This is a genomic window from Rhizobium sp. K33, from assembly GCF_056501445.1.
Genome location: NZ_CP096478.1, coordinates 700,632 through 724,365 on the forward strand (window position 1 = coordinate 700,632; position 23,734 = coordinate 724,365).

The following is a 23,734-nucleotide window of genomic DNA, read 5'->3' on the forward strand; positions in this document are numbered from 1 at the left end:
GCGGTTAACAAAACGCCTTGCTCGAGCCGCTCATCCGCCGGCGAAGACGTTCCCGCGCAATGTGAGATGCGCATGGGTCGTGTCGCCATCGGAAAGCGCGCCACCCACCCGATCGTTCCAGCGATAGCCGACGACCGCGCCCTGCTGCGCCCCGTCCACGACATTGCCGCTGATCAGCGTCTGGCCCGAACCCTCGACCACGCTCACCCGCATGCCCTCGGGGCTGCCGCGCAGGATGTTGTCGCTCACGATGACATTGCGCAGATAGGGCCCCCAGCCGATCGCAAGTGCTGCCGTCTCCGCACCCTCGACGAGATTGCCGGTCACCAGCGTGTCCGCCTCGACCGAGATGCCAAAACCGAAGCCGCTGACCGTCGGCTCGTAAGGTCCCTTGTTGACGATCCCGCGCACGACGTTGTCGCTCACCGTCGAGAGCCGCCCGCCATGATCGAAATTGGCAACCGAGATCCCGATGGCCGCCCCGTCGATGACATTGCCGGTTATCAGGGCGCCCTCGAATTCGAACTCGGCATAGATGGCCGTCTCCCCCGAACCGAAGGCCTGGTTGCCGCTGATCGTGATGTTGGAGGCGGAATTCGCCCGGATGGCGGAAAAGGCGCAATCGGAAACGTGGTTGCCCGAGACCAGCACATTGTCGGCCCTGAAGACATTGATCCCGTTGCCGTATTGACCGGTGCCGCCATTGGTGGCGCCGATCCGCGCCACCCGGTTCCCCGTGATCACGGTGCCGTCCTCGCCCTTCGTCCAGCGATGCACCAGGATGCCGCCATTGCCGCAGTCGAAGACTTCGTTTTCCCGGATCGTGAAGGCTCTGCCTTCGATCGCCCAGATCCCGGCTTCTGCCGCACCCGACACGCGCGAGCCTTCGATGCGCCCGCCAGACCGCGCGACATAGATCCCGCATTTGCGGCTGCCGACGATCTCGCAACCGTCGATGGAGACCTCGTCGACACTGCGGAAGGAGAGAAGCCCCTCGGTGTAATCCGCAAGCCAGCGATTGGCACCGTCGAAGGTGATGCCCGAGAGGCTGACGCGCCTGATGTCCTGGGCGGCGATCAGATGCCCGTCACCACGATAGACGAGCCGGGTCAGGCCGGGCACACCGGTCAGGCGGGTGCCATCGCGCAGTTCCAGATTGGCGACCTCATAAGTCCCGGCCGGCAGGAAGACCGGCTGGCCCACGGCTGCCGCCCGGTCGATCAGATCTTGCAGCCGGCGGCTCTGGTCGTCTTCCGTGCCTGGCAGGATGCCGGCCTCGGCCGCATCGAACCCGCCGCGCAGCTCCGCCATGGCCAGCGTCTGGGCTTGCGCCACGGGCCTGCGCCCGGGCAGGCCCGCCGTCGCGAGCAGCCCGCCAAGGCCGATCATGACTTGACGTCGAGAAGGCATGGCCTGTCGGTTCCCTGTGGAATCGTGATGTCCGGGACCTTGGAGGAAGCGGGCAGGGGCGGCAACAACAGGCTTAAAACAATGTTAACGGCGAGACTGAACGACTGCGCCTTTGGTCTAAGCATTTCCTGTCAAGGATTTGAGCCAGATCAAGGAAAAAGTTGCCGCTCATCTTATGGTGAAGCTCGATAGACATGAACGCGAAGGGAGTTTCGTCATGCTTCGTCTGGCCGCAGTTCTCTACATCCTCGTCGCAAGCGCCGTCGGCGGTGCTTCGGTGATCGCGGTCCTGTCGCTCGACATGCGGGAAGGCTGGCAGATAGCGGCGGCCTTTGCGGCCGGTCTGGTGATCTCCATTCCGATCGCCGCCGTACTGGGGAAGAAGATCTACAACGCTCTTCAGGGCCCCAAGCCCGTCTGATCCATGCCATTCGGCGTGGGACACAAACCCTTTCTGTCCTGGCGGAGCGGCAAGGGGTGGTGGATAACCGGTCCCATGACGACCGGCCGGCGTTTTCTCGGGGGAGGGAATGCCGGCCGGGTCTATGTCCGCAGGGATGTGCGGCTAGCGACCTTCGTCCTGTTCGAAGCGATCAAACTGCGCTTCCAGCCCCTCGGTAAACCGCATGTAGAGGCGCCCGAAGGTCTCGACCTCTTCGTCCGACCATCCGGCCGTTGCTTCCATGATTGTCTCCCGCTTGATCGCCTCGATGTCGTCAAGCACCTTGCGACCGGCCTCCGTCACCCGCACCAGGCTCCGGCGTCCGTCCTCCTGCGAGGCGGCGCGCTCCAGAAGCCCCTGTTTCACCAGATCGGCCACGATCCGGCTGCCGCGCGACGGATCGATGCGGAGCTGCTCTGCAATCGTCCCGACCGTTACTTCCTGCTGGCTGCCGATCCGCTTGATCACGCCGATTGCGTCGAGGTCGGAGAGCTCGAGCCCCGTGCCGATCCGTCTCAGCGCCATGCGCCCGATGAAGCGGCGCCCGATCAGGAGCCGCATGCGCGTCATGGCGTGACCGATGGCGGCCAGCGGCGGGGCGCCGACAGGCGAGGGGCCATCGGTGTCGGGCAGATCTTCAAGGACCGTGGGTCTGGAATGCGAAGCAGATGTCATGAGCGGACCATAGCAGAGCCTGACGGCAGCGAAAAGCAAAATAGATGCGATCAGCAAATATGTGCTATTGACATATAATTGCGAGAGGCACATTTTGCGGTCAGACAGGAGCGCCCGATCCATGACCAAGTCCAGCACAGCCGCGCCAGCCGGCCCGGAACCCCGCTTTGAACCCCACCCGACGCCGCGTTCGGCAGCAGGCATGACCGCGCCCGCCGAGGGCCCGCTGGTCACGGATCCGAGGCTCCGCCTTTTCGTCTATCTCCTCTTGATGTCGGCCATGTTCATGGCGACCCTCGACAACCAGATCGTCTCCACCGCTTTGCCGACCATCGTCGGCGAGTTCGGAGAGCTGGAACGCTTCGGCTGGGTCGGTTCGGCCTACCTGCTGACCACCAGCGCCGTCATGCCACTCTACGGCAAGCTCGGCGATCTCTTCGGCCGCAAATACGTGATCATGGCGGCGATTGCGATCTTCACGCTCGGCTCGCTCGTCTGCGGCCTTGCCGTCTCCATGGACACGCTGATCGCCGCCCGTGTTCTCCAGGCGCTCGGTGGCGGCGGCATCATGGTCTCGATTTTCTCGATCAATGCCGATCTCTTCGAGCCGCGTGAACGCGCCCGCTACCAGAGCTATTCGAGCCTCGTGCTGATGGCGTCCGGCGCACTCGGTCCTGTCATCGGCGGCACGCTGTCCGATCTCTTTGGCTGGCGTTCGATCTTCCTCGTCAACCTGCCGATCGGCATCGCCGTTCTGATCGGCCTTGCCTTCCTGCTGCCCTATCGCAAGCCGAACCGCAAACCGAAGATCGACTATGCCGGTGCGATCCTGCTGGCCGGTGCCGTCGCTTCCGTCGTCTTCTGGGCCGATAGCGGCCAGATCTTCGGCTCGCTGATTGCCTGGCAAAGCCTTGCCGTTGTCGCCTTCGGTGCGCTCTGCGCGATCGGCTGGGTCATGGTCGAGCGTCGCGCGCCGGAACCCGTGGTACCGCTCTCGCTCTTCTCCAAGCCCACGATCAATCTGCTCTTGGTCATCTCGCTCGTTTCGGGCGCCATCGGCATCGGCTCGGTCAACTATATCGCCCTTTACCTGCAGACCACGACTGGCCTCTCGCCCTCGATGGCCGGCCTGCTCTTCGTCGCGACCACGGGCGGCATCGCCTTCGGCTCCATCGCCGCCGGTCGCCTGATCGCCCGCACCGGCCGCTACAAGCCCTTCTCCATCGCGTCTACAGCGCTTGGCGTCATCAGCCTCGGCATCTTCTCCTTCCTGCATGCGGGAACGCCGCTGATCTTCATAGCGCTCGTCATGCTCCTGCAGGGCTTCGGCGTCGGCATCGGCCAGCAGGTCCCCGTCATCGGCGTGCAGAACGCTGCCTCGCGCGCTGACGTCGGCGCTGCCACCGGCACGGTGACTCTCACCCGCATGGGCGGCGCGGCCATCGCCATCTCCATCTACGGCGCCATCGTCAGCTCCGGCCTCACCCATGTGCAGATCGCGCTGCCCGGCGGCGTCGACTTCCGCAACCTCACACCCGAGGGCCTGGCTGCCCTGCCGGACGCCGCCCGCGCGCTCGTCGCCAATGCCTATTCCGAGGCCTTTGTCCCGCTCTTCCTGACGGCGTCGGGCATGATGGTTATCGGCCTGATCTGCGCGCTTCTGCTGCCCAACATCCGCCTGCCGCGCGAAGGCGAGGGGAAGGCGCCGGCGCCCGCCAGCGAGTAACGACTTCGCCGAAACGCAAAGACCCCGGCTCGCGATGAGCCGGGGTCTTTTTGTGTCGCGATGACGGATGCGCGGATCAGGCGGCGTAGCGCTGTGCCCCGCCGTCCCGCTGCACCTTGAAGCGGGCGACCAGCGCCCGCAGATGCGCGGTCTCTTCCGCGAGCTTCGCTGTGCTGGCGGCGGCCTCTTCCACCATCGCCGCGTTCTGCTGGGTCATCTGGTCCATCTGGTTGACGGCCATGTTGACCTCCGAGAGACCGGTCGACTGTTCCTGAGCAGCCGTTGCGATCGAGGTGACCTGGCTTGCAATGCCCACCACCTTGGCCTGGATGTCGCTCAGCGCCTGACCCGTCGAGCTGACGAGCTGAACGCCGGTCTGGACCTCGTGCGACGACTTGGTGATCAGCGTCTTGATGTCCTTGGCGGCCGTTGCCGAGCGTTGCGCGAGTTCCCGCACTTCCTGGGCTACGACGGCAAAACCCTTGCCGGCTTCACCCGCACGCGCCGCTTCGACGCCGGCATTCAGGGCCAGAAGGTTTGTCTGGAAGGCGATCTCGTCGATCACATTGATGATCTGGGTGATCTCGTTCGACGCCTGTTCGATCCGGCTCATCGCCGAAGTCGCTTCACCGACGACGCCTGACGAGGCCTCGGCGAACTGGCGGGCTTCCGTCACCATCTTGCTGGAATCCTGTGCGCGTTCGGTGGAGGTCTTCACGGCGACCGTGATTTCCTCGAGCGCCGAGGAGGTTTCTTCCAGCGAGGCGGCCTGGGTTTCCGTGCGGCGCGACAGGTCGTTGGAGGCCTGACGGATCTCGTCCGCACCGCCATTGATCGCATCCGCCGACTGACGAACCTCCTGCATCAGGGTGCGCAGGCTCGACATCGTCTCGTTCACATTGGCCTGCAGGTCGGCAAAGACGCCCTGGTAATGGCCTTCCATGCTTTCCGTCAGGTCGCCCTTGGCAAGCGCCGAGATGACGCGGCCGGTCTCGGCAATGCCGGTATCGACGGACTGGACCAGCGTGTTCACATTGGCCGCAAAGCGGTCGAGGTCCGGATTGTCATAGGTCTTGGTGATCCGGCGGGTGAAGTCGCCGGCAACAGCCGCATCAACCACGGTCGCGATGTTCGACTGCAGGTCAGCATTCTTCTCCTGCAGCGCTGCTTCCTGGGCCGCCAGATCGCGGATCTTGATGGCGTTCTGCTTGAAGACGTCGACGGCCTTGGCCATCAGACCGATTTCGCTTTGGTGGTCGAGCCCCGGAATGACGGTGTCGAGCTTGTTGTCGGCAAGCGAACCCATCGCGCTGGTGATCTGGCCGACCGGGACAGTGATGCTGCGGGCAATGAAGAAGGCGATGAAGCCGGCCATGACAAGGCCGACCGCGGCCAGCGTGCTGCCGATCATGACGGCAGTCTCCATCGTCGACTGGATCTGTGGCCCCAGCGTATCCTGCGTCTTCTTCAGGTCCAGTTTCAACTGTTCGACCGATGTCGACAGCTGGTCGCCGGCGACATTCATCGACCCGTTGATTATCTCGTTTCGGCTCTTGATCACCTCATACACCGACTTGATGGCGGTCTCATATGTCGCCAGTTCCGTTGCCAGCGTGTCCAGCGTGCCGGTCACGGCGGCATCGGTCGAGCTCGCCTTAATTTCTGCGACTTCCTCACGCGCCTTTTCGGCAAACGTCTTGGCGTTCTCGAATGCGCCATCGGTGTTGTTCAGCAGAAACTTGTTGGTTCCGAGCCGCAGACTGCTGATGTCATACTTCAATCGCTCGAGCGTTGCGGCCGCCTCGACGTTCCCGGAGGTCGCAACGGACTCGCTTATCGTCTCCAGTTCCCCGGCCATCTTCGGCCCGAGTGTGTCGAGCGTCCCGTCGACAAGCTCTTCGCGCTGGCTCTGCAGCATCACGACCTTGTCGAAGTCCTGCGCATAGGTGTCGATGATGGCGTGGAAGCCGGAAACGGTCGTCCTTGCCGAATCGGTCAGCTCATAGGTCAGCATGGTGTCGACCGATGCCTTCGTCGTCGCAAGCCGGGTCGTCACCTCCTGCTTCAGCTCATCCGTGGGTTCGGCGCGGAACTTGCGAAAGGCGAGGCGCGCTTCCAGCATGTTGGCCTGGATACGGCCCGCCTCGTTCGTCTTTCTGGCGCTCTCCCGGTATTCCGCGAAAGAGGCCTCGTTGGTGAGGTTCGAATAGATGCCAGCGCCGGCGATGACGCCAAGCACGACCAGCACCGACCCAAAGCCCAGATAGATCTTGCTGCCAATTTTCATGTTGTGAAGCACGTGGATTCGCCCCTGCCCAGATGTGAAATGCTCAACGGATCGTGATCGAAACGCCTTAAAGAGTTATGAAACACTAATATCTGCAATACTAAAAATCGTAGATATGCGCCGCTCTGACGGTGAAATACGACTTCCGGTACAAGTCTATCCGAAGCAATTCCCCACATGCGGGCACCACAACGTCGCAGCTCTAATTCGTGGGGCCAACATGACGACGAGTGCAAATCACCCCCGGCCATAAGCTTCGCGCCAGCCGCGCCTGACAGGATGCAGATAACGCTGTCAGTATGATCAGGTACCGCATGTCCAAGCTCTCGCCCTCCGGTCAGGCCGCTACGGCCTCCCTCCTGTCGAAGCGCCTCCTGTCGCTGGGGTTTGGCACGGCGCTCGTCGGCTCGCTGTCGGGCTGCATCCTTGTGACAGACACCAGCCGGATGAACATCGACGTCTTTCAGGATGAAGTCGCCCCCGTCTGGTGTGATCCGGCGCGCACGCCGCCGGCTGCCGATCAGACCGCGCCGCAAAAGCGCAATCTCTACCAGACGCAGTTCCACCAGACCTATGGTTTGCCGGTGACCAATCCGCTGCATCGGACAATGTATGGTCTTGTGGTGGATGACGGCCACACGCTGTCGCCGATCCCGCTCGATCGGGTGCGCGCCGACATGCTGCGTCAGGAAGTGGTCTATCAGACCGTCGAAGCTCCAGGCACCATCGTCGTCGACACCAAGGCGCACTACCTCTATCTCGTCCAGCCGGGCGGCAAGGCGATCCGCTATGGCGTCGGCCTTGGTCGCGACGGCTATGCCTGGTCGGGCAGGGGCGTGATCCAGCGCAAGGCCAAATGGCCGCACTGGACCCCGACGGACGACATGGTGGAGAACAATCCGAACCTGCGCTCTGTGTCTGCCGAACGGGGCGGTCTCGTCGCCGGCCGCAACAATCCGCTCGGCGCCCGCGCGCTCTACATCTACCAGAACGGCAAGGACACGCTTTACCGCGTCCACGGCACGCCCGACTGGCAGTCGGTCGGCAAGGCAACCTCATCCGGCTGCGTGCGCATGTTTAACCAGGATGTCATCGATCTCTTCGACCGGGTGCCGGACAACACCCCGATTGTTGTCATTTAGCGACACTCTTTTGCGACCTTCCCCCTCTCTCCAAAACGTGAAAGGGGGGCGGCGTTGCTTTAATTGAACCTTTCCTGTTTGCATCGGATCATCGCGGAACAAAGCGCACCTCCCAGCGTCTTCATCCGCAGAACTGCTACAGGAAACTCATACCTTCATGTCCTCAACATCGAATCTGACCCGCCGTTCGCTTCTGTCCTTGACAGGTCTCGGCGCGGCGTCCCTGCTTGCAAGCTGCACCACATCGCGTCCTATGCCGCCGGGCACCCGGCTGGAAGGTCCCGTCGTGCCGGCTGCCCCGAAGGGCCGCACCCCCGAACTCGACGCCATGTATGGCGAAGTCTATGACGGCGGCTATGTCATTCCGGCTGTTCCCTACTGGCGCATCCCGGAGCGCTTCTACCGCCAGCAGGTCATCGATCCGACCGGCGAGGCCCCCGGCACCGTGGTTGTCGATACGCCCAACCGCTTCCTCTATCTCGTCGAGCGCGGCGGCACTGCCATGCGTTACGGCGTCGGCATTGGCCGTGATGGGTTTGCCTGGGGTGGCCAGGGCGTCATCCAGTGGCGCCAGAAGTGGCCGAAATGGACCCCGCCGGACGAGATGATCGCCCGCCAGCCGGAACTCGAGATCTATTCCGTCCGCAACGGCGGCAAGCCCGGCGGCCTCGACAATCCGCTCGGCGCCCGCGCGCTCTACATCTTCCAGAACGGTCAGGACACGCTCTACCGCCTGCACGGCTCGCCGGAATGGAATTCCATCGGCAAGGCCGTGTCCTCGGGCTGCGTCCGCCTGATGAACCAGGACATCATCGACCTCTACGAGCGCGTGCCGACCAAGGCAAAGATCCTCGTTCGCCAGTAACGGAAGGCGATCGCCTCTAAAAACTGCCAGACACAGAAAGGCCCCGCCGATAACGACGGGGCCTTCTTGTTTGGTGCTGTTGATCGTGTTTCGGGATCAGGCCGCCTCAAGCGCCTTTTCAATCTCCGGCACCGAGTGGCCGGTGAGATCCTTGTCCAGTTCGCCGACCAGCACGGCCGAAAGCTGCTTGTGATAGCCTTTGCGCATTTCGCCGAGCGTTCGCGGCGCCGCAACGATCACCAGGTCCTTGATCTTGCCGTCGAGGACCTGGCGGTTGAGCATGTCGGTCACGCCACCGCTGAAGCCGTCCTCTTCCTGCTGGTCGTCATCCGGGTTGGCAGCGCTGCTGGGATGACGTCCGCCGGAAGCGATCTTCGAGCTGTCGATCTCCTCCGCCGGAATGGCCCGGAGCTTGATGTTCAGCGCATTGCCTTCGTTCTGGAACAGGCTCAGCTTCTCGCCATCAGCGACGGCAATCACGGCGTTCTGGGGCACTTGCATGGGCATTCTCCTTCATGGTCCGCGCGGCAGCCACGCAACGTGGTTGCCGCCATTGACCTGGAGTTAACCCCTTGAAAGAAGATGAGTTCCTTGTTCCATGCCGTGTCCAAGACAGCGCAATGCGGACACTCATCCGCGGCATCTAAAGGGGCTGAACGAGCTCGCAGCCCCGGCATTCATGGTGGCAATCGTCAGCCCGTTGGCGATCTCGATCTCCGCCTCGCTCTCCGGACAGGCATCGACATCGGCAAGGCAGCCGCTGTCGATGAAAGCCTGGTTCTGGGCGAGGAAGTGCTCGGATACATCCTCTCGGCCCACATGGTCGAGGATCTCGGCCAGCGCCTTGGCATAGACATCGCACTTCTTCGTCTGCCAGTCCGAGCGCTCCCCGGCCACCGTGCCCGCCTCCTGATCGGCCGCCGCCGCCTCGGCGGCGATCATCGTGCTGCCGGCGACAACCAGGGAGAAAGCGAGGCCGAAGGAAAGGCTGAGGCGGGCTGTCATCGGTCTCATCGCTGATAGCTCTCGAATATCGCCGCGCCGATCTCCGCAATCGCCGCATCCCGGACCTTCAGCGGATGTTTCGTCCCGTCCATGTAAATGGCAATGACGAGCGGCGCCCCCTCAGGCGGGCGGACAAGGGCGACGACCCCGCGCGTGCCATGGCCGCCGGCCCCGCTGCGGTCGGCAATCAGCCAGCCCTTAGGCAGCCTGGAGCGCAACAGCCCGCCGGCCACTTCATTGGCCGCCATCCACTCTTCCAGCTGGTGACGCGCTTCAGGGTCCAACGCATCCTGAAGCAACAGCCGCCGCAACGTCCCAGCGATCGCCTGCGGTGTCGTCGTGTCGCGCGGATCGCCCGGCTTGGCTTCATTGAGTTCCGGCTCGTATCGGTCGAGCCGCGTCGTTTCATCGCCGATTTGCCGCAGGAATCCTGTCACTTCCGCCGGCCCGCCCAGCGCCTTCAGGATCGCATTGGCGGCGGCATTGTCGCTGGTGCGCAGCGTCATTTCGCAAAGCGCGCGGGTGCTGATGCTCGTGCCGACACGCTTTTCCGTGACCGGAGAATGCGGACGGAGATCCGCCTGTCGGATCGTCGTCTTCTTGGCCAAAACCGCCTCGCCACGCGACAGCGCGGCCGCGCAAGCAAGCGCCTTGAAGGTGCTGGCCATGGCAAACCGCTCGTTCTGCCGGTAACCGGTGACGGTGCCATCGCCGGTATCGATGACGGTGAAACCCACCCGCATGTCGAGCTTCTGTTCGACGCGCTTGGCCGACGCCACGATCTCCTCCGGACCGGCCTCCGCGAAAGAGGGCAGGGCAGCGAGAACGATCAAGGGCAAAAGGAGGATGCGGATCCCGGTTGCGATCCGGTGGGGCGAATGAAGTGGTACTGAAATCATGCAAGTCTCCTGTTCGCCCTGCATCGAGGGCAAACAGGGCGGCAGCAAGGCGCGGCCGGACCTTTCCCGTCTCGGCTTCAGGTCGGCATGCGGGCGCGGTCTCAGACTTCGTCGATCGCCTCGAGCTGCGTCTTCAGCCGCTTCAGGCTGTCCCGCAGGCTTTCGATCTCGCCGATGTCGCAGCCGAGCTGGCTGCCGATCGACTGGAAGACTTCCAGCGCGCGCGCCTTCAGCTGCCGGCCTTCTTCGGTCAGCGTGATGAAGACGACGCGTTCGTCGGCCGCATCGCGGCGCCGCGCGACATAGTTGATCTGTTCGAGCCGCTTCAGGAGCGGAGAGAGCGTACCGGAATCAAGCCCCACCTTCTCGCCAAGCGCCTTGACCGAGATGTCGTCCTCCTCCCACAGGGCCATCATCACCACATATTGCGGATAGGTGAGGCCAAGCGGCGAGAGCAGCGGCTTGTAGGCACGGGTGAAGGCATGCGCGGCGCCGTAAAGCGCGAAGCACAGCTGCCTGTCCAGCTTCAGTTCCTTTTCCAGCGTTTCCTTGTCCATAGCCCTTGATGAACCCCCATCGGCTTCTATTGTTTCCACAGTGACCAAAACGGCCGTGGATTTCAATGTGCAAAAAACAATTGCACACAATTCAATTGTGCCCTATATAGAAGCTCACCAACCCGAAAACAAGGAGAACACCTAATGGCTATTCTTTACACCGCACATGGACATGCCACCGGCGGCCGCTCCGGCCACGGCGCCTCTGATAACGGCGTTCTCGATGTGACGCTGACCACCCCGAAGGAACTCGGCGGCGACGGCGCGACCGGCACCAATCCCGAACAGCTTTTCGCCGTTGGCTACTCCGCCTGCTTCCTCGGCGCGCTGAAGGCCGTCGCCGGCAAGGAAAAGGTGAAGATCCCGGAAAATGCCAAGGTCTCCGCCGACGTCGGCATCGGCCCGCGCGAAGACGGCACCGGCTTTGGCATCGAGGTGAAGCTCTCGGTCGAAATCCCCGGCATGGAGCGCGAACTGGCAGAGCGTCTGGTCGCCGCTGCCCATATCGTATGCCCCTACAGCCACGCCATGCGCACCTCGACCGAAGTGCCGGTCTCGGTCGTCTGATCGATCGCAGTCGAGATTATCCACCGCCCGAAGGCCGGCCTCGTGCCGGCCTTTTTGCGTTCAGGGCAGGGGGCGGGAACACTTGGCCGCGATTTCGGTTCGCTCTTGAGCCCACAAAACTCGAGGACAACCCCATGCACACGACCACGGCCAATGAAATCCATGAAGATGCCCGCCTGGCGCCGGATGCTCCGGTCGATGAGAGCACCCGCCACCAGATCCGCCACCGTTATCCCGCCGCCGCCTTTCGTGGCCCGCTTTTCGAGGGGCGTGACCGGATTGCGCTCGCCATGGCGACCCTGATGTTGCTCGGCCCGCTGGCGGCCATGCCGCTCGGCCTGGCGGGCTAAGGGCTTTACGCGCTGATTTCGAGCAGCCCCTGACGCAGCATCGCCGGATCGCTTGCGATCCCGGCCTCGATCTCGGCATGCACCTCTTTCCAGATCGGCACGGCACTGGCGAGTGCCGCCGCCCCCTCGGCTGAGAGCTTCAGCCGCTTGCCGCGCTTGTCCTTCGGATCCGGCTCGATCGTCACCCATCCGCGGTTAGAAAGCGGTTTCAGCGCCGCCGTCAGTGTCGTGCGATCCATGGCCAGAAGTCTGGCAACAGGTCCCATCGGCGGCGGCTCCGGCCGGTTCAAGGCCATCATCAGAGAAAACTGCTGGTTTGTCAGCCCCGTCGGCTTCAAGGCGAGATCGAAGCGTCGGGCAAGCGCCCGGGCTGCCCGCTGCGCATGCAGGCACAGACAGGTATCGCGCACATGAATGGTGGTGGAATAGGGAATCAGGGGCATGTTTGACATGGGCTAAATATGTTGATATCAACGTAAATGTCAAGAGGAGGATCAGAACAATGGAATATGCCGCTAAACTGGAGCCGGAGGTCGATCCGGCCTCGCGTGTCGTCTCGCGCGTGGAATGGCTTGAGGCCCGCAAGGCCCTGCTGCAGCAGGAAAAGGAGCTCACCCGTCAGCGTGACCGGGTCAATGCCGCCCGTCTGGCGCTGCCATGGGTGAAGGTGGAGAAGGACTACCGCTTCCAGACGTCGTCAGGCGAAAAGACGCTGTCGGATCTTTTCGACGGCCGCAGCCAGCTGATGATCGACCATTTCATGTTTCATCCCGACTGGGATGCTGGCTGCGAGGGCTGCTCCTTCTTCGCCGACCACATCGACGGCATGCTGCCCCACCTCAACAATCACGATGTGACCCTCGTGGCCGTGTCACGCGCGCCGATCGAGAAGATCGAAGCCTATAAGCGCCGCATGAACTGGCATTTTCCCTGGGTCTCGTCCTTCGGCAGCGACTTCAACTACGACTTCCACGTCTCTTTCACCAAGGAGGAGCTCGCCTCCGGATCGGTGAACTATAACTTCCGCCAGACCCCGAGCGAGCAGGCCTTTGACGAACTCCCCGGCCTCTCCGCCTTCTACAAGAACGAGAAGGGCGAGATCTTCCATACCTATTCGCAATATGCGCGCGGCGGCGAAGAGGCGCTCGGCGCGCTGATGATCCTCGATCATGCCCCGCTTGGCCGAAACGAGACGGGCACGCTGAGTTTCGTCAAGCGCAAGGACGAGTATGTCGCAAAGCCGGCCGCATCGTCCGGTTGCTGCCACTGAGGGAGGAAAGGTCATGGAATTTCCCAAACCGAGCGAGCACCACAAGGTGCTCGACCGCCTCGTCGGCGACTGGCTCTATGTCACCTCCAGCGCGGTGGAGGGCTATGATCCGGAAGATCCCTTGAAACGCTGGACCGAGAAGGTCCGCTCCATCGGCGGCCGCTGGGTCGTGGCCGAAGGGCAGGGCGGCATGGGTGACGATACCGCCACCATGATCATGACCCTCGGCTATGATCCGCGCAGCGGCCACTATGTCGGCAGCTGGATCGGCTCGATGATGGACACGTTCTGGGTCTACAGGGGCTGGCTCGAGGACGAGGGACAGACGCTGGTGCTGGAGGCAGAAGGCCCGAGCATGCAGGACCCTGAGCGCACCGAGCTTTATCGCGACGTCATCCACTTCATCGATGATGACACGCGCAGCTTCTCCGGCAGCGTTCGCCAGCCGGACGGCAGTTTCAAGACCTTCATGACCAGCCAGGCAAAACGCATCGGCTGAAGCCGGGCATCACAAGAGAGGGACAACGCATGCATGGCACATTCATCTGGCATGAACTGATGACCCCCGACCCGGCCGCAGCCAAGGCCTTTTACGGCCCGCTCCTCGGATGGGAGCCGACCGATATGCAAATGGACGGCTTCACCTATACCTCGTTTGCGGTGCCTGGTTTCCCCTTCGGTGTCGCCGGCATGATGGCGCTGACGGACGAGATGAAGGGGCAGGGCATCCCGCCCAACTGGACCGGTTACATCGCCGTCGATGATGTCGACCAGACGGCGGCCGACTATGCAGCGAACGGCGGCACGATATGCCGCCCCGCCGAAGATATCCCCGGCGTTGGCCGATTCGCAGTGGTCGCCGACCCGCAGGGTGCCGTGCTTTGCATCATGACCCCGATGATGGAAGACAGAAGCACCGGCAACTGGCCAACCCCCGGCAGCACCGGCACCGTCGGCTGGAACGAATTGATGGCCGGCGACTGGGAAAAGGTCTGGGACTTCTACGCCGCCCGTTTCGGCTGGGAAAAGGACATGGCCGTCGACATGGACGCCATGGGCATCTACCAGACCTTCAAGCTCGGCGATCGCGGCATCGGCGGCATGATGACCAAGCGTCCGGAAATGCCCATGCCCTATTGGGGCTTCTACTTCATCGTCCCGGCCATCGATGCTGCGATCGAGAAGATGCAGTCGCTCGGCGGTGAGCTATTGATGGGCCCGCATCAGGTCCCCGGCGGCTCCTGGATTGCTGCCTGCGTCGACCCCCAGGGCGCCTATTTCAACCTGACGGCCGCGCAAAAGTGACAAACAAAAGGCCGGAGCACGTATCGCGCTCCGGCCTTTGAACTGGTCTGCTGAAGGATGTCTCGAGCGCCGGCCTCAGCCGCGCTTCACGGCCTTCTTGCCGGCGCGCTTCTTCGGCGCGGGCGCCTGTTCGGCCTCGAGTGCCTCGCGCTCCAGACGCAGCGCCTTCAGCGCTTCGGTCTTGCGTTCGCGCGCGGTTGCTTCCTGAGCGATCAGGGAGCGGGCGACACTGTCGGTGGTCGCGGCCTTGTCCTGCGGCGAAATCTTCTCGGGCTTGAAGAATGTCTCTTTGGTAGCGGTCATGTCCGGGTCCTTCCTGCAGCCTGGCTGCCTGTCGCGGCATGGGTGGAGGGGGATGGCTTCAGTCCAGGGGACCGGAACCGGGTGACGGAGGAAGGCGGCTCGCTTTCCTCGGGCAGACATCCGCGCGCCCGAAGGCGCACGGAGGGTGTCGGCATCAGCGCGCGCGCACAGCCTTCTTCGGCGACGGCAGCAGGCCTTCGCGCTGCATCTTCTTGCGCGCGAGCTTGCGCTGGCGGCGAACGGCTTCAGCCTTTTCGCGAACGCGCTTTTCAGACGGCTTTTCGAAGGCGCTGCGGGCCTTCATTTCGCGAAACAGGCCTTCGCGCTGCATCTTCTTCTTCAGCACGCGGAGTGCCTGGTCGACATTGTTGTCACGAACGAGAACTTGCACGGTCGTTTCCTTTCCGGGCTTTGGGCCCGATTGATCTGGAGTTGCGAAAAGGGGATACGCTAGGCTAACGCGCCAGGCCCCGGCGGAGATCCCGAACAGGTCGGGAAAGATGGCAAGCGAAACGCAGGAAGCGTTCGAAGCAAACAAAAAAGGCCGGGCGAAACCCGACCTTCCCTCGCCACTCAGCCCCCCTCTGCCAGTACTTCCGTGGTCAGCGGGGCGAGCGACAAAATATTAAGCGGCGCGCAGGTTGTCGGCCGAGCTCTTGCCCGAGCGCTTGTCCTGGACGATGTCGTACGAGATCTTCTGGCCTTCGACCAGATCACGCATGCCGGCACGCTGAACGGCGGAGATGTGGACGAACACGTCGGCAGAGCCTTCATCCGGCTGGATGAAACCAAAACCCTTGGTGCTGTTGAACCACTTAACGGTACCTGTGTTCATAACGATTTCCTTTCAATCGTTGGAGATGCCGGCGAGACATTCGCACGGCGGGTATATCGACGTTGAAGGAAATCTGGCGTGCGCCGGAGGCGCGTAGACAAAGTCGCTCGCAATCTTCGATAGCGTCAATATAGGGGCTCAAAGCCCCTGACACAAGCTTAAATGGCCAAAGCCGCCTGTAGGCCCCCGCCACGACCGCGGTCGAAGCGGCCCAACGACCTGATTTGATTGGCACAATCACGGTCGGTCGCCTCACTGAAAAATGAATCCGGAGGCGAGATCCAAGAGCCGGTTTGGCGATTTTTATCCATATCGGAAAATTGCGATGATTTTGTTCGCCGGAAGCGCGGTTCCCACAAAAACAGTACGAGAATTTTCACACGCGATTGTTAGGAACAGGCCGGTCGGCGCTGCGCTTCAGTATGTTGCGCCGGCCTGTCCTCACTCATCCACGGGCTCATCCGATGAACAAGTTTCTCGCCGCCACCGCCATTCTCCTGATCACCGCCACGACCTCCGTCGCCGGCACTTTCTCCTTCCCGTCCGACGATCCGGCCGCTTCGGTCGAAATCCCCGACGATTGGCAGCCGACCGAGACCGACTACGGTGTCGAAGGCAATTCGCCCGACGCCGGCACCTATATCTCCTTCGATGTCGCCGGTGACGAGGACATGGACCAGGTCATGACCGACGTCTTCGCCTTCCTCGAAGAAAACGGCGTCGTGCCCGATCCGGCAAGCCAGCACGAATCGAAGGATCAGCTGAACGGCATGCCGTTCCAGACCATCGACTGGAAGGGCACCGACAAGGACGGCCCCGTCTCGATCGGCGTCGGCATCATCGGCCTCTCCGAAGAAAAGATCGCCATCGTCACCTATTGGGCATCGACGGAAACCGAAGCGGAGAACATGCCCGAAGTCGGCAAGATCCTCGCCACGCTGAAGCCGGTGAACTGAGCCAGCGGCTGCCTGCCTTCCGAAGCCAACACCATGACACCCCGCATGTTCAGCGCGGGGTGTTTTGCATCTACGCTCGCATCGATTTGACAGGTGCGGTGAAAGCATAGCCCCGCCCGTAGATCATCTTGACCGGGAGCGGCCGTCCGCAATGGCCCTGCACCTTGCGTCGCAGCCGGCTGACGACGGAGTCGAGATGGCGGCTATCCCAATGGGGAATTGGCCGCGCAATCTGGCGGACAAGATCATCGCGCGAGATCGGCTCGCCTGCGCGCTCCAGCACCAGGGCGAGGAAGGCGAACTCCGTCGCGGTCAGTCGGGTGACGCAGCCGTCTGGCGCGGTCAACTGCCAGCCCTCGCGGTCGAGTGACCACGCATCCCGGGCGCCCACCGATTCGGAGCCTTGCCCCGCGCGGGCCGACAATCGACGCGCAAGGCTCAGAACTGCGGCTTCGATCTCGCGCAGTGTCGCCTGCTTCATCAGGTAGATGTCGGCCCCCGCCTCGAAGCCCCGAATGCGATCTTCAGGTTCGGCAAGTGCCGTCAGCATGATGATGCCGAAGTCCGCAGTTCGGCGGATCTCTTCGGCCAATTCAAAGCCATCCGCGTCCGGTAGCCCGACATCGAGAATGACGATCTGGGGAGCATCTGCCGCAACGGCGTCCCGGAAGCTGGCGCCATTGCCAACGCCGCGGGCATTCAGTCCCTTGAGTGTGAGATAATCGACGAGATCGGCGCGGAGGGACGGCTCGTCTTCGACGACGAGAACAGAAATCATGACGGGTCCTGAATTGATCTAGGCCGGGCGGCGAGCGGTAGGCGGACCTCGGCGATCGTGCCGCCGCCTTCGCGGTCAGAAAGCGAAATTGTACCCGCGTGATAATCGATCAGCTTGCGGGCGCTGTAGAGGCCGATACCAACCCCGGCCGTATCGGTAGTATTGGCGCCGCGATAGAATCGCTGGCCGATCTTGCGGCTGTCCGTTTCAACGATGCCGATTCCTTTGTCGGCAACGCGAAAGACAAGCTTTCCGTCAAGAACGCTGACGCTCAGGCTGACGGTCTCGTCGGCGCGCGAGTATTTGAGCCCGTTGTCGATGAGGTTGGTCAGAACCGTCACCATCATCGCCCGATCAAATGGAGCTGCAATTGCCGCATGATCACGCGATATCTTTAGGCGGCCATCCTGCTGAACGGCGGCAAAGTGTTGCCGGACATCTTCAAGAAGAGCGTCAATCGCCGTCATCTCGATCTCGGGCCCGATGATCTGGTGGCGTTCCGTAATGAGGAAGCGATCAATCAGGCCGAAAAGGCCCGCTGCCGCTGAGCCGATCTTTGCCAGCCGGTCGCGAATGGATGGGGCTGGTTCCTCGAGCGTCAGCGCGATCATTTCGGTGGAGCGGCTGATTACGGCAAGCGGCGTGCGCAACTCGTGACTGACGAGCCGCACGAATTGATACTGCTCCTCGCGCAGCGTCGTCTCCGCCGCCAGGCGCTCGGAAAGCTCCTCCTGCAGCCGCCGCCGTTCCGCCACTTCGGCTTCGAGCGCTTCGACCGAGGTGGTCAGCGAATGCGCATACTGCATGACGAGCGTCACCAGCATGAAGAGATTGAGCAGGCTGAAGAACAGGCCCCACTCGAGGAACATCCAGGCCTGTACTGGGTCGTCTAGCAACTGTGCCTGAGGCGGTGCCTTGAAGAATTGCGCGCCGCTGCGGACAAACAGGACCAGTACATGCAGGGCCATGACGATCAGGATCGTCACCCGTAGCAGTTTCGGTTGGAGCATGTCCTCTGCCACCGCACGCGAAATGACGATCAGCACGATCAGCGCCACGAGATTGACCGTATGCACTCGGAGGGCAACATTCTCGGGCGTCGTGTCGAAACCATAGGCGAAGCCGGCAATGGTGATCCCGATGCAGGCTGCAAGAACCCGGAAGCTGAAGCGTTTGCGCATCAGCTCCAGATAGCCTGCCACAAGCAGAAGGATGCCCGTCATGACGAGCGTGTTGTCCGTCAGAAGATAGAGCGCACTGGGATCCGGCCCCCGCATTCCGATCCGCCAGAAGCCAAGAGCGCCGCAGAGCGACCCGAAGACGATGAGCTTCGGCCCGGCAAGCCGCGGGCGCAGCATGGCCAGGATGATCCAGATGATCGCGTTGAGGACCTTTCCTGCGACGACGCTTGTCAGTGCGGTCACCGGATCGAGGGCGGGCAGCATCTTGAGCCAAGTAATGTAAATTTTCGTGAAAGTATTGCTTCACGATCACTAGCTTCGTCGCGGAAGAGTTTCTGTGTCGTCCGTCACAGATGCTTGCGCAAAGAGCCTGTCGACAGAATTGGACAGAATTGATCCGAATTCGTTCGTGGCGAGCCGAGCAACCTTCCTCCAAAAACCGGTCGACGGCGCGGAAAGCGCCAGAAGAACTGCTTGAGAGGATCATTATGAAACCCTTTACGCCAGCCCATGGCACGACGCCGCGCCGCCGGATCCGCACCGGCCTCTTGCTCGCCTCGACGGCCATGACGTTCGTCGTTGCTGGTCCGGCGGCGGCCAACGACGTCAACGGCACCGTGATCTGGAACGCCGATTTCAACTATGGAGGCCACATTCTGGTGGGCAACGGCACCACGGGCTCGATGATCGTCGAGGATGGCGCCGAGGTTCTCAATACATCTGCCTTTGTCGGGGCGAGCAGCAGCATGACTTCGCCGAATGGCGAGGTGATCGTCCGAGGCGCCGGCTCGTCCTGGCTGAGTTCCAGTGACGTATATGTCGGTTACGGGAGCGATGGGCTGTTGCAGGTGCTCGACGGCGGTTATGTCGCCGTCACGGGCTCTATGCACGTGGGTGCCTCGTCGGGGCGAGGCGATGTCATCATCGATCGGGGCTCGCGCTTGGAGATCGTCGGCGGCGATCTGATCCTCGGCGGCAATAGTTATGGTACGGTCACGGTCTTTGGCGGCTCGACCCTTGCCGTGGGTGGCGGAACTGGCGATATCGTCCTGGGTAGTTCATCCTCGGCTGCTGAGCTCAACATAGGCGCGGGTGGCGGCACAGTCAGTGCAGGTGCCGTTCAGTTCTCGAACTCGACGTCCTCATTGGTCTTTGATCATGGTCTTTCGTCGTTCACATTCGATACGAAACTTGAGGGCGGTGGGCAGATATTCAATGACAGCGGCACCACGCTCCTCAGCAGTGATGTCCAAGACTTCGCCGGAACGGTGTATGTTCGGGGAGGAGCGCTCATTCTAGACAATCTCGCGATCAGCGGCGCGGGGGTTGTTTTCGGCGGCGCTCTCGGTGGAACCGGTTCGCTCTCGGGCGTGATGTACGTCCAGAACGGCGCGACGCTAGCGCCAGGCAGCAGTGCGGGGATCGGTCAGCTCGACGTCGGCGGCAACGTGAACTTATTCACCGGCTCGAACTACGAGGTGCATGTCGACAGCGCCGGCAATGCCGACAAGGTCGTCAGCGGCGGCGGCGTCTATATTGATCCTGGCGTCACGCTCAACGTCCTGGCGCAGAACGGTACGGACACCGGGTCAACCTACAATCCGTCCACGACCTATACCATTCTCGAGGCCGCTTCCAGCCTGTCGGGCACCTTCGACACCGTCAATGAGAACTTCGCCTATCTCGATGCCAATGTCACTTACGACGCGACCAAGGCCTACCTGACACTCACTCGCTGTGTCAGCTGCGGCACCTTCGCTTCGCTGGCCAATACGCCAAACCAGTCGGCGGTTGCCGGTGCCATCGAAAGTCAGGGATCAGGCGCCCTCTACAACGCCATCCTCGCCTTGCCTGTCGGCGAGCCCGGTGCGGCCTTCGAACAGCTCTCCGGTGCCGCACACGCCTCCGTCGAGACTGGCTATCTCGACCGGAGCCGCCTGACCCGAGACGTCATCTCCAACCGCCTCCGCGATGCCTTCGAAGGCGTCGGCGCACCTGCCAAGGGAGAGCACATCGCTGGCTATGACAAGGCGCCGCAGCAGCTTCTGCCGCGGGACAACCAGCCGAACGGCGTCTGGATGAGTGGCTTTGGCGCCTGGGGCCGGTATGACGGTGAAGGCACCGGCTCGAACTTCGATGTCGATGGCGGCGGCGTGCTCTTCGGTGGCGATCGCGAGCTCGAAAACGGCTGGCGTCTCGGCGTTGCCGGCGGCTATTCGCGCGAGAGCTTCGGCGCTGACGGCGTCTCGGCCAGTGGCTCCGCCGACAGCTACCATCTCGCCGCCTATGCGGGCCGTCGGGCCGGGCCGCTCGGCCTGAAATTCGGCGCCGCCTATGGCTGGTCGGCAATCGAGACCGAGCGCAATGTCGCTTTCACCGGCTTCTCGGACACCTTGACCGCCGATTACAACGCCCGCACCGCCCAGGTCTTCGCCGAAACCTCCTGGCGCTTCGACCGCGACCTCTGGCATTTCGAGCCCTTTGCCGGCCTCGCCTATGTCCATGTCGACCGCGACGGCTTCACCGAGCAGGGCGGTGTCGCGGCGCTGACCGCCGATGCCCATTCGGCCGGCCAGTGGCAATCGACGCTCGGCGTGAAGGTCGATCGCGACATCGCGGTCAATGGCGCACTCGGCAAGGTGAAGGGCTCGCTCGGCTGGCGCCACGCCTTCGGCGACACGGCGACGGAGGCAAGCTACGGCTTCGCCACCGGCGACATCTTCTCCGTCGCGTCCGCCGCCATGGCGCGTGATACGGCCCTCGTCGGCGCCGGTGTCGAGTTCGAGCTCGGCAAGGCCTCGACCGTCTCCTTGTCCTATACCGGCCAGTTTGGCGAGGAAGGTTCCGAGCATCTGGTTTCTGCCAATCTCGGTCTGCGCTTCTGAGTCTATGACCGTTGAGCTCACCTCGGCCTTCGGGCCGGGGTTGGGGGTCGCCAATCACCCCGGCGGCCCCCTTTGTCGTCACCGGGCTGCGCACACGCGCCGCTCATTCGCGCCTCGACGAAATGCCGCAGGTTGCTTGAGGCCGATGTTCCATGGCGACAAGGCGGCGCTGATCTGTTAGGAGACCCACGCCCGCTGAGGAGTGGCGGGCGATTTTCAAGCCACGAAAGCCAGCCTGTCATGACCATTGCTGAGGGCCTCTCCTTCGGATGCCCCCTGTCGCGCGCCCCGATCCTGGGCGCATCCAGCGTCTTCGCTGCCTTCTCCCCTCGCATCCATCCGTCGGAGGTCCGCCTGTGAGTGCTGCATTCGACTATCGTGACGAACAGATGGCCGAGGAGACGACACCCGATGCCAAGACCTGGCTGAAGATCGTCAATGCCTATCGCAAGCCCAACCTGACGCGCTCGAGCTTCGAGCTCGGCGTAACACTTGTGCCTTTCATCCTGCTCTGGCTCGGCGCCTGGGCAAGCTTCGAATTTTCCTTCTGGCCGGGCCTCGTGCTCGTCGTGCCGGCCGCGGCCTTCCTGCTGCGCCTCTTCATCATCCAGCACGACTGCGGCCACGGCGCCTTCTTCGCCCGCCGCTCGGTCGATGACTGGACCGGCCGCCTGCTCGGTGTCCTGACCTTCACGCCCTACGACTACTGGCGCCGGGCGCATGCCGAACACCATGCCACCGCCGGCAATCTCGAAGAACGCGGCGTCGGCGACATCACCACGCTGACCGTCTCCGAATACCGCGCCCTGCCGCGCTGGAAGAAGCTCGGCTACCGCCTCTATCGCAACCCTGTCGTGCTCTTCGGCATCGGCCCGATCTGGGTCTTCCTCCTGAAACAGCGTCTGCCCTTCGGCATGATGAAGGACGGTGCTTTGCCCTGGGTCTCGACCATGGCCACCAATGCCGGCATGGTCGTTATGGCCGCGCTGATGATCTGGCTCGCCGGTCTCGATACCTTCCTGATCGTGCATCTGCCGATCGTTCTGCTCGCAGGAGCCCTTGGCATCTGGCTCTTCTATGTCCAGCACCAGTTCGAAGACACCCACTGGTCGGCCCCGCCGGAATGGCAGTTCCAGCATGCGGCCCTCCACGGCGCCTCGCATTACGACCTGCCCTGGGGCCTGCGCTGGCTGACCGGCCATATCGGCGTGCACCATGTGCATCACCTGTCGAGCAAGATCCCCTTCTACCGCCTGCCGGAAGTCCTGCGCGACCATCCCGAACTGAAGACCATCAGCCGCATCACGCTGAAGGAAAGCTTCGCCTGCGTGAAACTCGTCCTCTGGGATGAAAAGCTCGGGCGGCTCGTGTCCTTCCGGGAAGCGCGGCGGATGGGGGTCGCCGTCTGATCTCCGAGGTACAATCTGAAAATCGGGACGCCCGTTGCTCAGCCGAGCAGCGGGCGTTTTCTTTTCAACGATGGCAAATGAGACCGCCGTTCAGCTTTTCGTGCCTGTGTCCCACCCCGCGACCCACAGCTTGCGCAGCCTGTCGCCCTCGCGGCGAAAATGCGCCCCCGTCGCCCGGCAGTCTTTGATCCTGTCGACCCTAAAATTGCGGATCCCCTCGCGCAACTCGCACCAGCCGACGATCACAGCCGCCTCGGCATAATGAATGACGGCGATCGGCTTGATCGTCCGTGTGGTCGCCTGCTGCTGTTCGTTGACATAGTCGATCTCGAGCTTCTCCTCGTCGCGGATCGCCCGGCGGATCATCGCAAAGTCGATGGCCTCGGGCGCTTCCGCCACGCGCCCCCAGGCATAAAGCGTGCGCGAGATCATGGCCTCGCGCAAAGGATCGGGCAGCGCCGCGGCGATCTTGTCCAGCACCCGCGCCGAGGCTTCGCGCAGCTCGGGATCTGCGGTCCGCTTCGTCAGCGCCATGCCAAGCACGATCGCCTCCGTCTCCTCCGGCGTGAACATCAACGGCGGCAAGTGAAAGCCGGGGCGCAGGATGTAACCGATGCCGCGCTCCCCCTCGATCGGCACGCGCATCGCCTGGAGCGCGGCAATGTCGCGATAGATCGACCGCTGCGTGACCTCGAGCTTCTCCGCGATCTGCTGCGCAGTAATCGGGTGGTCCGCCAGGCGCAATATCTGGATGATGTCGAACAGTCGGGAAGCCTTGCGCATGCGATGTCCTCGTCACAACTGACACAGCTCTGTCAGTTGGCTCTTTGTATAGCATGGCGCAACAGGCTGAAAACAGGTGGGAAACTGGTTCGGTCATCCATTGA

Annotated in this window: 26 protein-coding genes; 12 read left to right on the top strand and 14 right to left on the bottom strand. The window is 62.7% G+C overall.

Annotated features, from left to right (window positions below; translation table 11 throughout):
• Positions 1–30 precede the first annotated feature (30 nt).
• Positions 31–1,410, bottom strand: coding sequence for a TIGR03808 family TAT-translocated repetitive protein (locus M1E12_RS03355; RefSeq protein ID WP_479563738.1), 1,380 nt, complete (start codon positions 1,408–1,410; stop codon positions 31–33).
• 217 nt (positions 1,411–1,627) lie between these two features.
• Here M1E12_RS03355 and M1E12_RS03360 point away from each other — a divergent pair, with 217 nt between their 5' ends.
• Positions 1,628–1,831, top strand: coding sequence for a hypothetical protein (locus tag M1E12_RS03360; RefSeq protein WP_113460547.1), 204 nt, complete (start codon positions 1,628–1,630; stop codon positions 1,829–1,831).
• Between the two features lie 144 nt (positions 1,832–1,975).
• Here M1E12_RS03360 and M1E12_RS03365 read toward each other — a convergent pair whose 3' ends face one another.
• Positions 1,976–2,527, bottom strand: coding sequence for a MarR family winged helix-turn-helix transcriptional regulator (locus M1E12_RS03365; protein ID WP_136538484.1), 552 nt, complete (start codon positions 2,525–2,527; stop codon positions 1,976–1,978).
• 202 nt (positions 2,528–2,729) lie between these two features.
• Between M1E12_RS03365 and M1E12_RS03370 the strand changes: the two genes are divergently transcribed.
• A complete protein-coding gene (locus M1E12_RS03370; protein ID WP_479564817.1) occupies positions 2,730–4,253 on the top strand; it encodes an MDR family MFS transporter in 1,524 nt (507 codons plus the stop codon).
• Positions 4,254–4,329: 76 nt separating this feature from the next.
• On the opposite strand, the gene M1E12_RS03375 is transcribed toward M1E12_RS03370, so the two are convergent.
• Positions 4,330–6,540 carry a methyl-accepting chemotaxis protein gene (locus M1E12_RS03375; protein ID WP_310236999.1) on the bottom strand — a complete coding sequence of 737 codons (2,211 nt, stop codon included), beginning with the start codon at positions 6,538–6,540 and terminating at the stop codon, positions 4,330–4,332.
• A 314-nt stretch (positions 6,541–6,854) separates the two neighbouring features.
• Here M1E12_RS03375 and M1E12_RS03380 point away from each other — a divergent pair, with 314 nt between their 5' ends.
• Both M1E12_RS03380 and M1E12_RS03385 read left to right on the top strand, forming a co-directional pair.
• Positions 6,855–7,682, top strand: coding sequence for a L,D-transpeptidase (locus M1E12_RS03380; RefSeq protein ID WP_479563739.1), 828 nt, complete (start codon positions 6,855–6,857; stop codon positions 7,680–7,682).
• Positions 7,683–7,839: 157 nt separating this feature from the next.
• Positions 7,840–8,547 carry a L,D-transpeptidase gene (locus M1E12_RS03385; RefSeq protein ID WP_479563740.1) on the top strand — a complete coding sequence of 236 codons (708 nt, stop codon included), beginning with the start codon at positions 7,840–7,842 and terminating at the stop codon, positions 8,545–8,547.
• A gap of 96 nt (positions 8,548–8,643) precedes the next feature.
• On the opposite strand, the gene M1E12_RS03390 is transcribed toward M1E12_RS03385, so the two are convergent.
• From M1E12_RS03390 to M1E12_RS03405, 4 genes are all read right to left on the bottom strand, one after another.
• Positions 8,644–9,048, bottom strand: a complete 405-nt coding sequence (locus tag M1E12_RS03390; protein ID WP_479563741.1) for a host attachment family protein — start codon at positions 9,046–9,048, stop codon at positions 8,644–8,646.
• A 129-nt stretch (positions 9,049–9,177) separates the two neighbouring features.
• Positions 9,178–9,552: a hypothetical protein gene (locus M1E12_RS03395; protein WP_479563742.1), complete on the bottom strand. Its 375-nt coding sequence runs from the start codon at positions 9,550–9,552 to the stop codon at positions 9,178–9,180.
• A gap of 5 nt (positions 9,553–9,557) precedes the next feature.
• Positions 9,558–10,451, bottom strand: a complete 894-nt coding sequence (bla, locus tag M1E12_RS03400; protein ID WP_479563743.1) for a class A beta-lactamase — start codon at positions 10,449–10,451, stop codon at positions 9,558–9,560.
• A 101-nt stretch (positions 10,452–10,552) separates the two neighbouring features.
• Complete coding sequence (locus M1E12_RS03405; protein WP_479563744.1) at positions 10,553–11,008, bottom strand: MarR family winged helix-turn-helix transcriptional regulator; 456 nt, start codon at positions 11,006–11,008, stop codon at positions 10,553–10,555.
• A 144-nt stretch (positions 11,009–11,152) separates the two neighbouring features.
• On the opposite strand from M1E12_RS03405, the gene M1E12_RS03410 reads away from it, so the two are divergent.
• Positions 11,153–11,575: an organic hydroperoxide resistance protein gene (locus M1E12_RS03410; RefSeq protein ID WP_113460538.1), complete on the top strand. Its 423-nt coding sequence runs from the start codon at positions 11,153–11,155 to the stop codon at positions 11,573–11,575.
• A 134-nt stretch (positions 11,576–11,709) separates the two neighbouring features.
• Complete coding sequence (locus M1E12_RS03415) at positions 11,710–11,925, top strand: hypothetical protein (RefSeq protein ID WP_479563745.1); 216 nt, start codon at positions 11,710–11,712, stop codon at positions 11,923–11,925.
• A 5-nt stretch (positions 11,926–11,930) separates the two neighbouring features.
• Here M1E12_RS03415 and M1E12_RS03420 read toward each other — a convergent pair whose 3' ends face one another.
• Positions 11,931–12,377 (bottom strand): MarR family winged helix-turn-helix transcriptional regulator, encoded by a 447-nt coding sequence (locus tag M1E12_RS03420; RefSeq protein ID WP_479563746.1) that lies wholly within the window; start codon positions 12,375–12,377, stop codon positions 11,931–11,933.
• A gap of 50 nt (positions 12,378–12,427) precedes the next feature.
• Between M1E12_RS03420 and M1E12_RS03425 the strand changes: the two genes are divergently transcribed.
• From M1E12_RS03425 to M1E12_RS03435, 3 genes are read left to right on the top strand one after another with little or no spacing between them, the layout of a single operon-like run.
• Positions 12,428–13,195 carry a DUF899 domain-containing protein gene (locus tag M1E12_RS03425; RefSeq protein ID WP_479563747.1) on the top strand — a complete coding sequence of 256 codons (768 nt, stop codon included), beginning with the start codon at positions 12,428–12,430 and terminating at the stop codon, positions 13,193–13,195.
• Positions 13,196–13,208: 13 nt separating this feature from the next.
• The gene (locus M1E12_RS03430) at positions 13,209–13,694 is read left to right on the top strand and encodes a DUF1579 domain-containing protein (RefSeq protein ID WP_479563748.1); all 486 of its coding nucleotides are present in this window, start codon (positions 13,209–13,211) and stop codon (positions 13,692–13,694) included.
• A gap of 29 nt (positions 13,695–13,723) precedes the next feature.
• Positions 13,724–14,500, top strand: a complete 777-nt coding sequence (locus M1E12_RS03435; protein WP_479563749.1) for a VOC family protein — start codon at positions 13,724–13,726, stop codon at positions 14,498–14,500.
• A 75-nt stretch (positions 14,501–14,575) separates the two neighbouring features.
• Here the strand turns inward: M1E12_RS03435 and M1E12_RS03440 are convergent, their stop codons facing one another.
• From M1E12_RS03440 to M1E12_RS03450, 3 genes are all read right to left on the bottom strand, one after another.
• Positions 14,576–14,803: a hypothetical protein gene (locus M1E12_RS03440; protein WP_479563750.1), complete on the bottom strand. Its 228-nt coding sequence runs from the start codon at positions 14,801–14,803 to the stop codon at positions 14,576–14,578.
• A gap of 154 nt (positions 14,804–14,957) precedes the next feature.
• On the bottom strand, positions 14,958–15,194 hold the full coding sequence (rpsU, locus tag M1E12_RS03445; protein WP_113461985.1) for a 30S ribosomal protein S21: 237 nt from the start codon (positions 15,192–15,194) through the stop codon (positions 14,958–14,960).
• Positions 15,195–15,428: 234 nt separating this feature from the next.
• Complete coding sequence (locus M1E12_RS03450; RefSeq protein WP_113461984.1) at positions 15,429–15,638, bottom strand: cold-shock protein; 210 nt, start codon at positions 15,636–15,638, stop codon at positions 15,429–15,431.
• 464 nt (positions 15,639–16,102) lie between these two features.
• On the opposite strand from M1E12_RS03450, the gene M1E12_RS03455 reads away from it, so the two are divergent.
• Positions 16,103–16,594, top strand: coding sequence for a histidine kinase (locus M1E12_RS03455; RefSeq protein WP_479563751.1), 492 nt, complete (start codon positions 16,103–16,105; stop codon positions 16,592–16,594).
• 70 nt (positions 16,595–16,664) lie between these two features.
• Here M1E12_RS03455 and M1E12_RS03460 read toward each other — a convergent pair whose 3' ends face one another.
• Complete coding sequence (locus M1E12_RS03460) at positions 16,665–17,372, bottom strand: response regulator transcription factor (protein ID WP_479563752.1); 708 nt, start codon at positions 17,370–17,372, stop codon at positions 16,665–16,667.
• Positions 17,369–18,817 (bottom strand): sensor histidine kinase, encoded by a 1,449-nt coding sequence (locus M1E12_RS03465; protein WP_479563753.1) that lies wholly within the window; start codon positions 18,815–18,817, stop codon positions 17,369–17,371. Before M1E12_RS03465 ends, M1E12_RS03460 begins: the two co-directional genes overlap by 4 nt.
• Before the next feature lie 224 nt (positions 18,818–19,041).
• Between M1E12_RS03465 and M1E12_RS03470 the strand changes: the two genes are divergently transcribed.
• Positions 19,042–21,438 (top strand): autotransporter outer membrane beta-barrel domain-containing protein, encoded by a 2,397-nt coding sequence (locus tag M1E12_RS03470; RefSeq protein WP_479563754.1) that lies wholly within the window; start codon positions 19,042–19,044, stop codon positions 21,436–21,438.
• 389 nt (positions 21,439–21,827) lie between these two features.
• On the top strand, positions 21,828–22,847 hold the full coding sequence (locus tag M1E12_RS03475; RefSeq protein WP_479564818.1) for a fatty acid desaturase: 1,020 nt from the start codon (positions 21,828–21,830) through the stop codon (positions 22,845–22,847).
• A gap of 90 nt (positions 22,848–22,937) precedes the next feature.
• Here the strand turns inward: M1E12_RS03475 and M1E12_RS03480 are convergent, their stop codons facing one another.
• Positions 22,938–23,630: a helix-turn-helix transcriptional regulator gene (locus tag M1E12_RS03480; RefSeq protein ID WP_479563755.1), complete on the bottom strand. Its 693-nt coding sequence runs from the start codon at positions 23,628–23,630 to the stop codon at positions 22,938–22,940.
• Positions 23,631–23,734 lie beyond the last annotated feature (104 nt).

Excerpts from the sequence above, each read along its gene's own strand:
- M1E12_RS03435 (WP_479563749.1), top strand. The coding sequence starts at position 13,724 with ATGCATGGCACATTCATCTGGCATGAACTGATGACCCCCGACCCGGCC.
- M1E12_RS03410 (WP_113460538.1), top strand. The coding sequence starts at position 11,153 with ATGGCTATTCTTTACACCGCACATGGACATGCCACCGGCGGCCGCTCC.
- M1E12_RS03395 (WP_479563742.1), bottom strand. The coding sequence starts at position 9,552 with ATGACAGCCCGCCTCAGCCTTTCCTTCGGCCTCGCTTTCTCCCTGGTT.
- M1E12_RS03425 (WP_479563747.1), top strand. The coding sequence starts at position 12,428 with ATGGAATATGCCGCTAAACTGGAGCCGGAGGTCGATCCGGCCTCGCGT.
- M1E12_RS03375 (WP_310236999.1), bottom strand. The coding sequence starts at position 6,540 with ATGAAAATTGGCAGCAAGATCTATCTGGGCTTTGGGTCGGTGCTGGTC.
- M1E12_RS03455 (WP_479563751.1), top strand. The coding sequence starts at position 16,103 with ATGAACAAGTTTCTCGCCGCCACCGCCATTCTCCTGATCACCGCCACG.
- M1E12_RS03440 (WP_479563750.1), bottom strand. The coding sequence starts at position 14,803 with ATGACCGCTACCAAAGAGACATTCTTCAAGCCCGAGAAGATTTCGCCG.
- M1E12_RS03450 (WP_113461984.1), bottom strand. The coding sequence starts at position 15,638 with ATGAACACAGGTACCGTTAAGTGGTTCAACAGCACCAAGGGTTTTGGT.
- bla (WP_479563743.1), bottom strand. The coding sequence starts at position 10,451 with ATGATTTCAGTACCACTTCATTCGCCCCACCGGATCGCAACCGGGATC.
- M1E12_RS03465 (WP_479563753.1), bottom strand. The coding sequence starts at position 18,817 with ATGCTGCCCGCCCTCGATCCGGTGACCGCACTGACAAGCGTCGTCGCA.
- M1E12_RS03470 (WP_479563754.1), top strand. The coding sequence starts at position 19,042 with ATGAAACCCTTTACGCCAGCCCATGGCACGACGCCGCGCCGCCGGATC.
- M1E12_RS03390 (WP_479563741.1), bottom strand. The coding sequence starts at position 9,048 with ATGCAAGTGCCCCAGAACGCCGTGATTGCCGTCGCTGATGGCGAGAAG.
- M1E12_RS03370 (WP_479564817.1), top strand. The coding sequence starts at position 2,730 with ATGACCGCGCCCGCCGAGGGCCCGCTGGTCACGGATCCGAGGCTCCGC.
- M1E12_RS03385 (WP_479563740.1), top strand. The coding sequence starts at position 7,840 with ATGTCCTCAACATCGAATCTGACCCGCCGTTCGCTTCTGTCCTTGACA.
- M1E12_RS03405 (WP_479563744.1), bottom strand. The coding sequence starts at position 11,008 with ATGGACAAGGAAACGCTGGAAAAGGAACTGAAGCTGGACAGGCAGCTG.
- M1E12_RS03365 (WP_136538484.1), bottom strand. The coding sequence starts at position 2,527 with ATGACATCTGCTTCGCATTCCAGACCCACGGTCCTTGAAGATCTGCCC.
- M1E12_RS03460 (WP_479563752.1), bottom strand. The coding sequence starts at position 17,372 with ATGATTTCTGTTCTCGTCGTCGAAGACGAGCCGTCCCTCCGCGCCGAT.
- M1E12_RS03475 (WP_479564818.1), top strand. The coding sequence starts at position 21,828 with ATGGCCGAGGAGACGACACCCGATGCCAAGACCTGGCTGAAGATCGTC.
- M1E12_RS03360 (WP_113460547.1), top strand. The coding sequence starts at position 1,628 with ATGCTTCGTCTGGCCGCAGTTCTCTACATCCTCGTCGCAAGCGCCGTC.
- M1E12_RS03430 (WP_479563748.1), top strand. The coding sequence starts at position 13,209 with ATGGAATTTCCCAAACCGAGCGAGCACCACAAGGTGCTCGACCGCCTC.
- M1E12_RS03380 (WP_479563739.1), top strand. The coding sequence starts at position 6,855 with ATGTCCAAGCTCTCGCCCTCCGGTCAGGCCGCTACGGCCTCCCTCCTG.
- M1E12_RS03415 (WP_479563745.1), top strand. The coding sequence starts at position 11,710 with ATGCACACGACCACGGCCAATGAAATCCATGAAGATGCCCGCCTGGCG.
- M1E12_RS03480 (WP_479563755.1), bottom strand. The coding sequence starts at position 23,630 with ATGCGCAAGGCTTCCCGACTGTTCGACATCATCCAGATATTGCGCCTG.
- M1E12_RS03420 (WP_479563746.1), bottom strand. The coding sequence starts at position 12,377 with ATGTCAAACATGCCCCTGATTCCCTATTCCACCACCATTCATGTGCGC.
- M1E12_RS03355 (WP_479563738.1), bottom strand. The coding sequence starts at position 1,410 with ATGCCTTCTCGACGTCAAGTCATGATCGGCCTTGGCGGGCTGCTCGCG.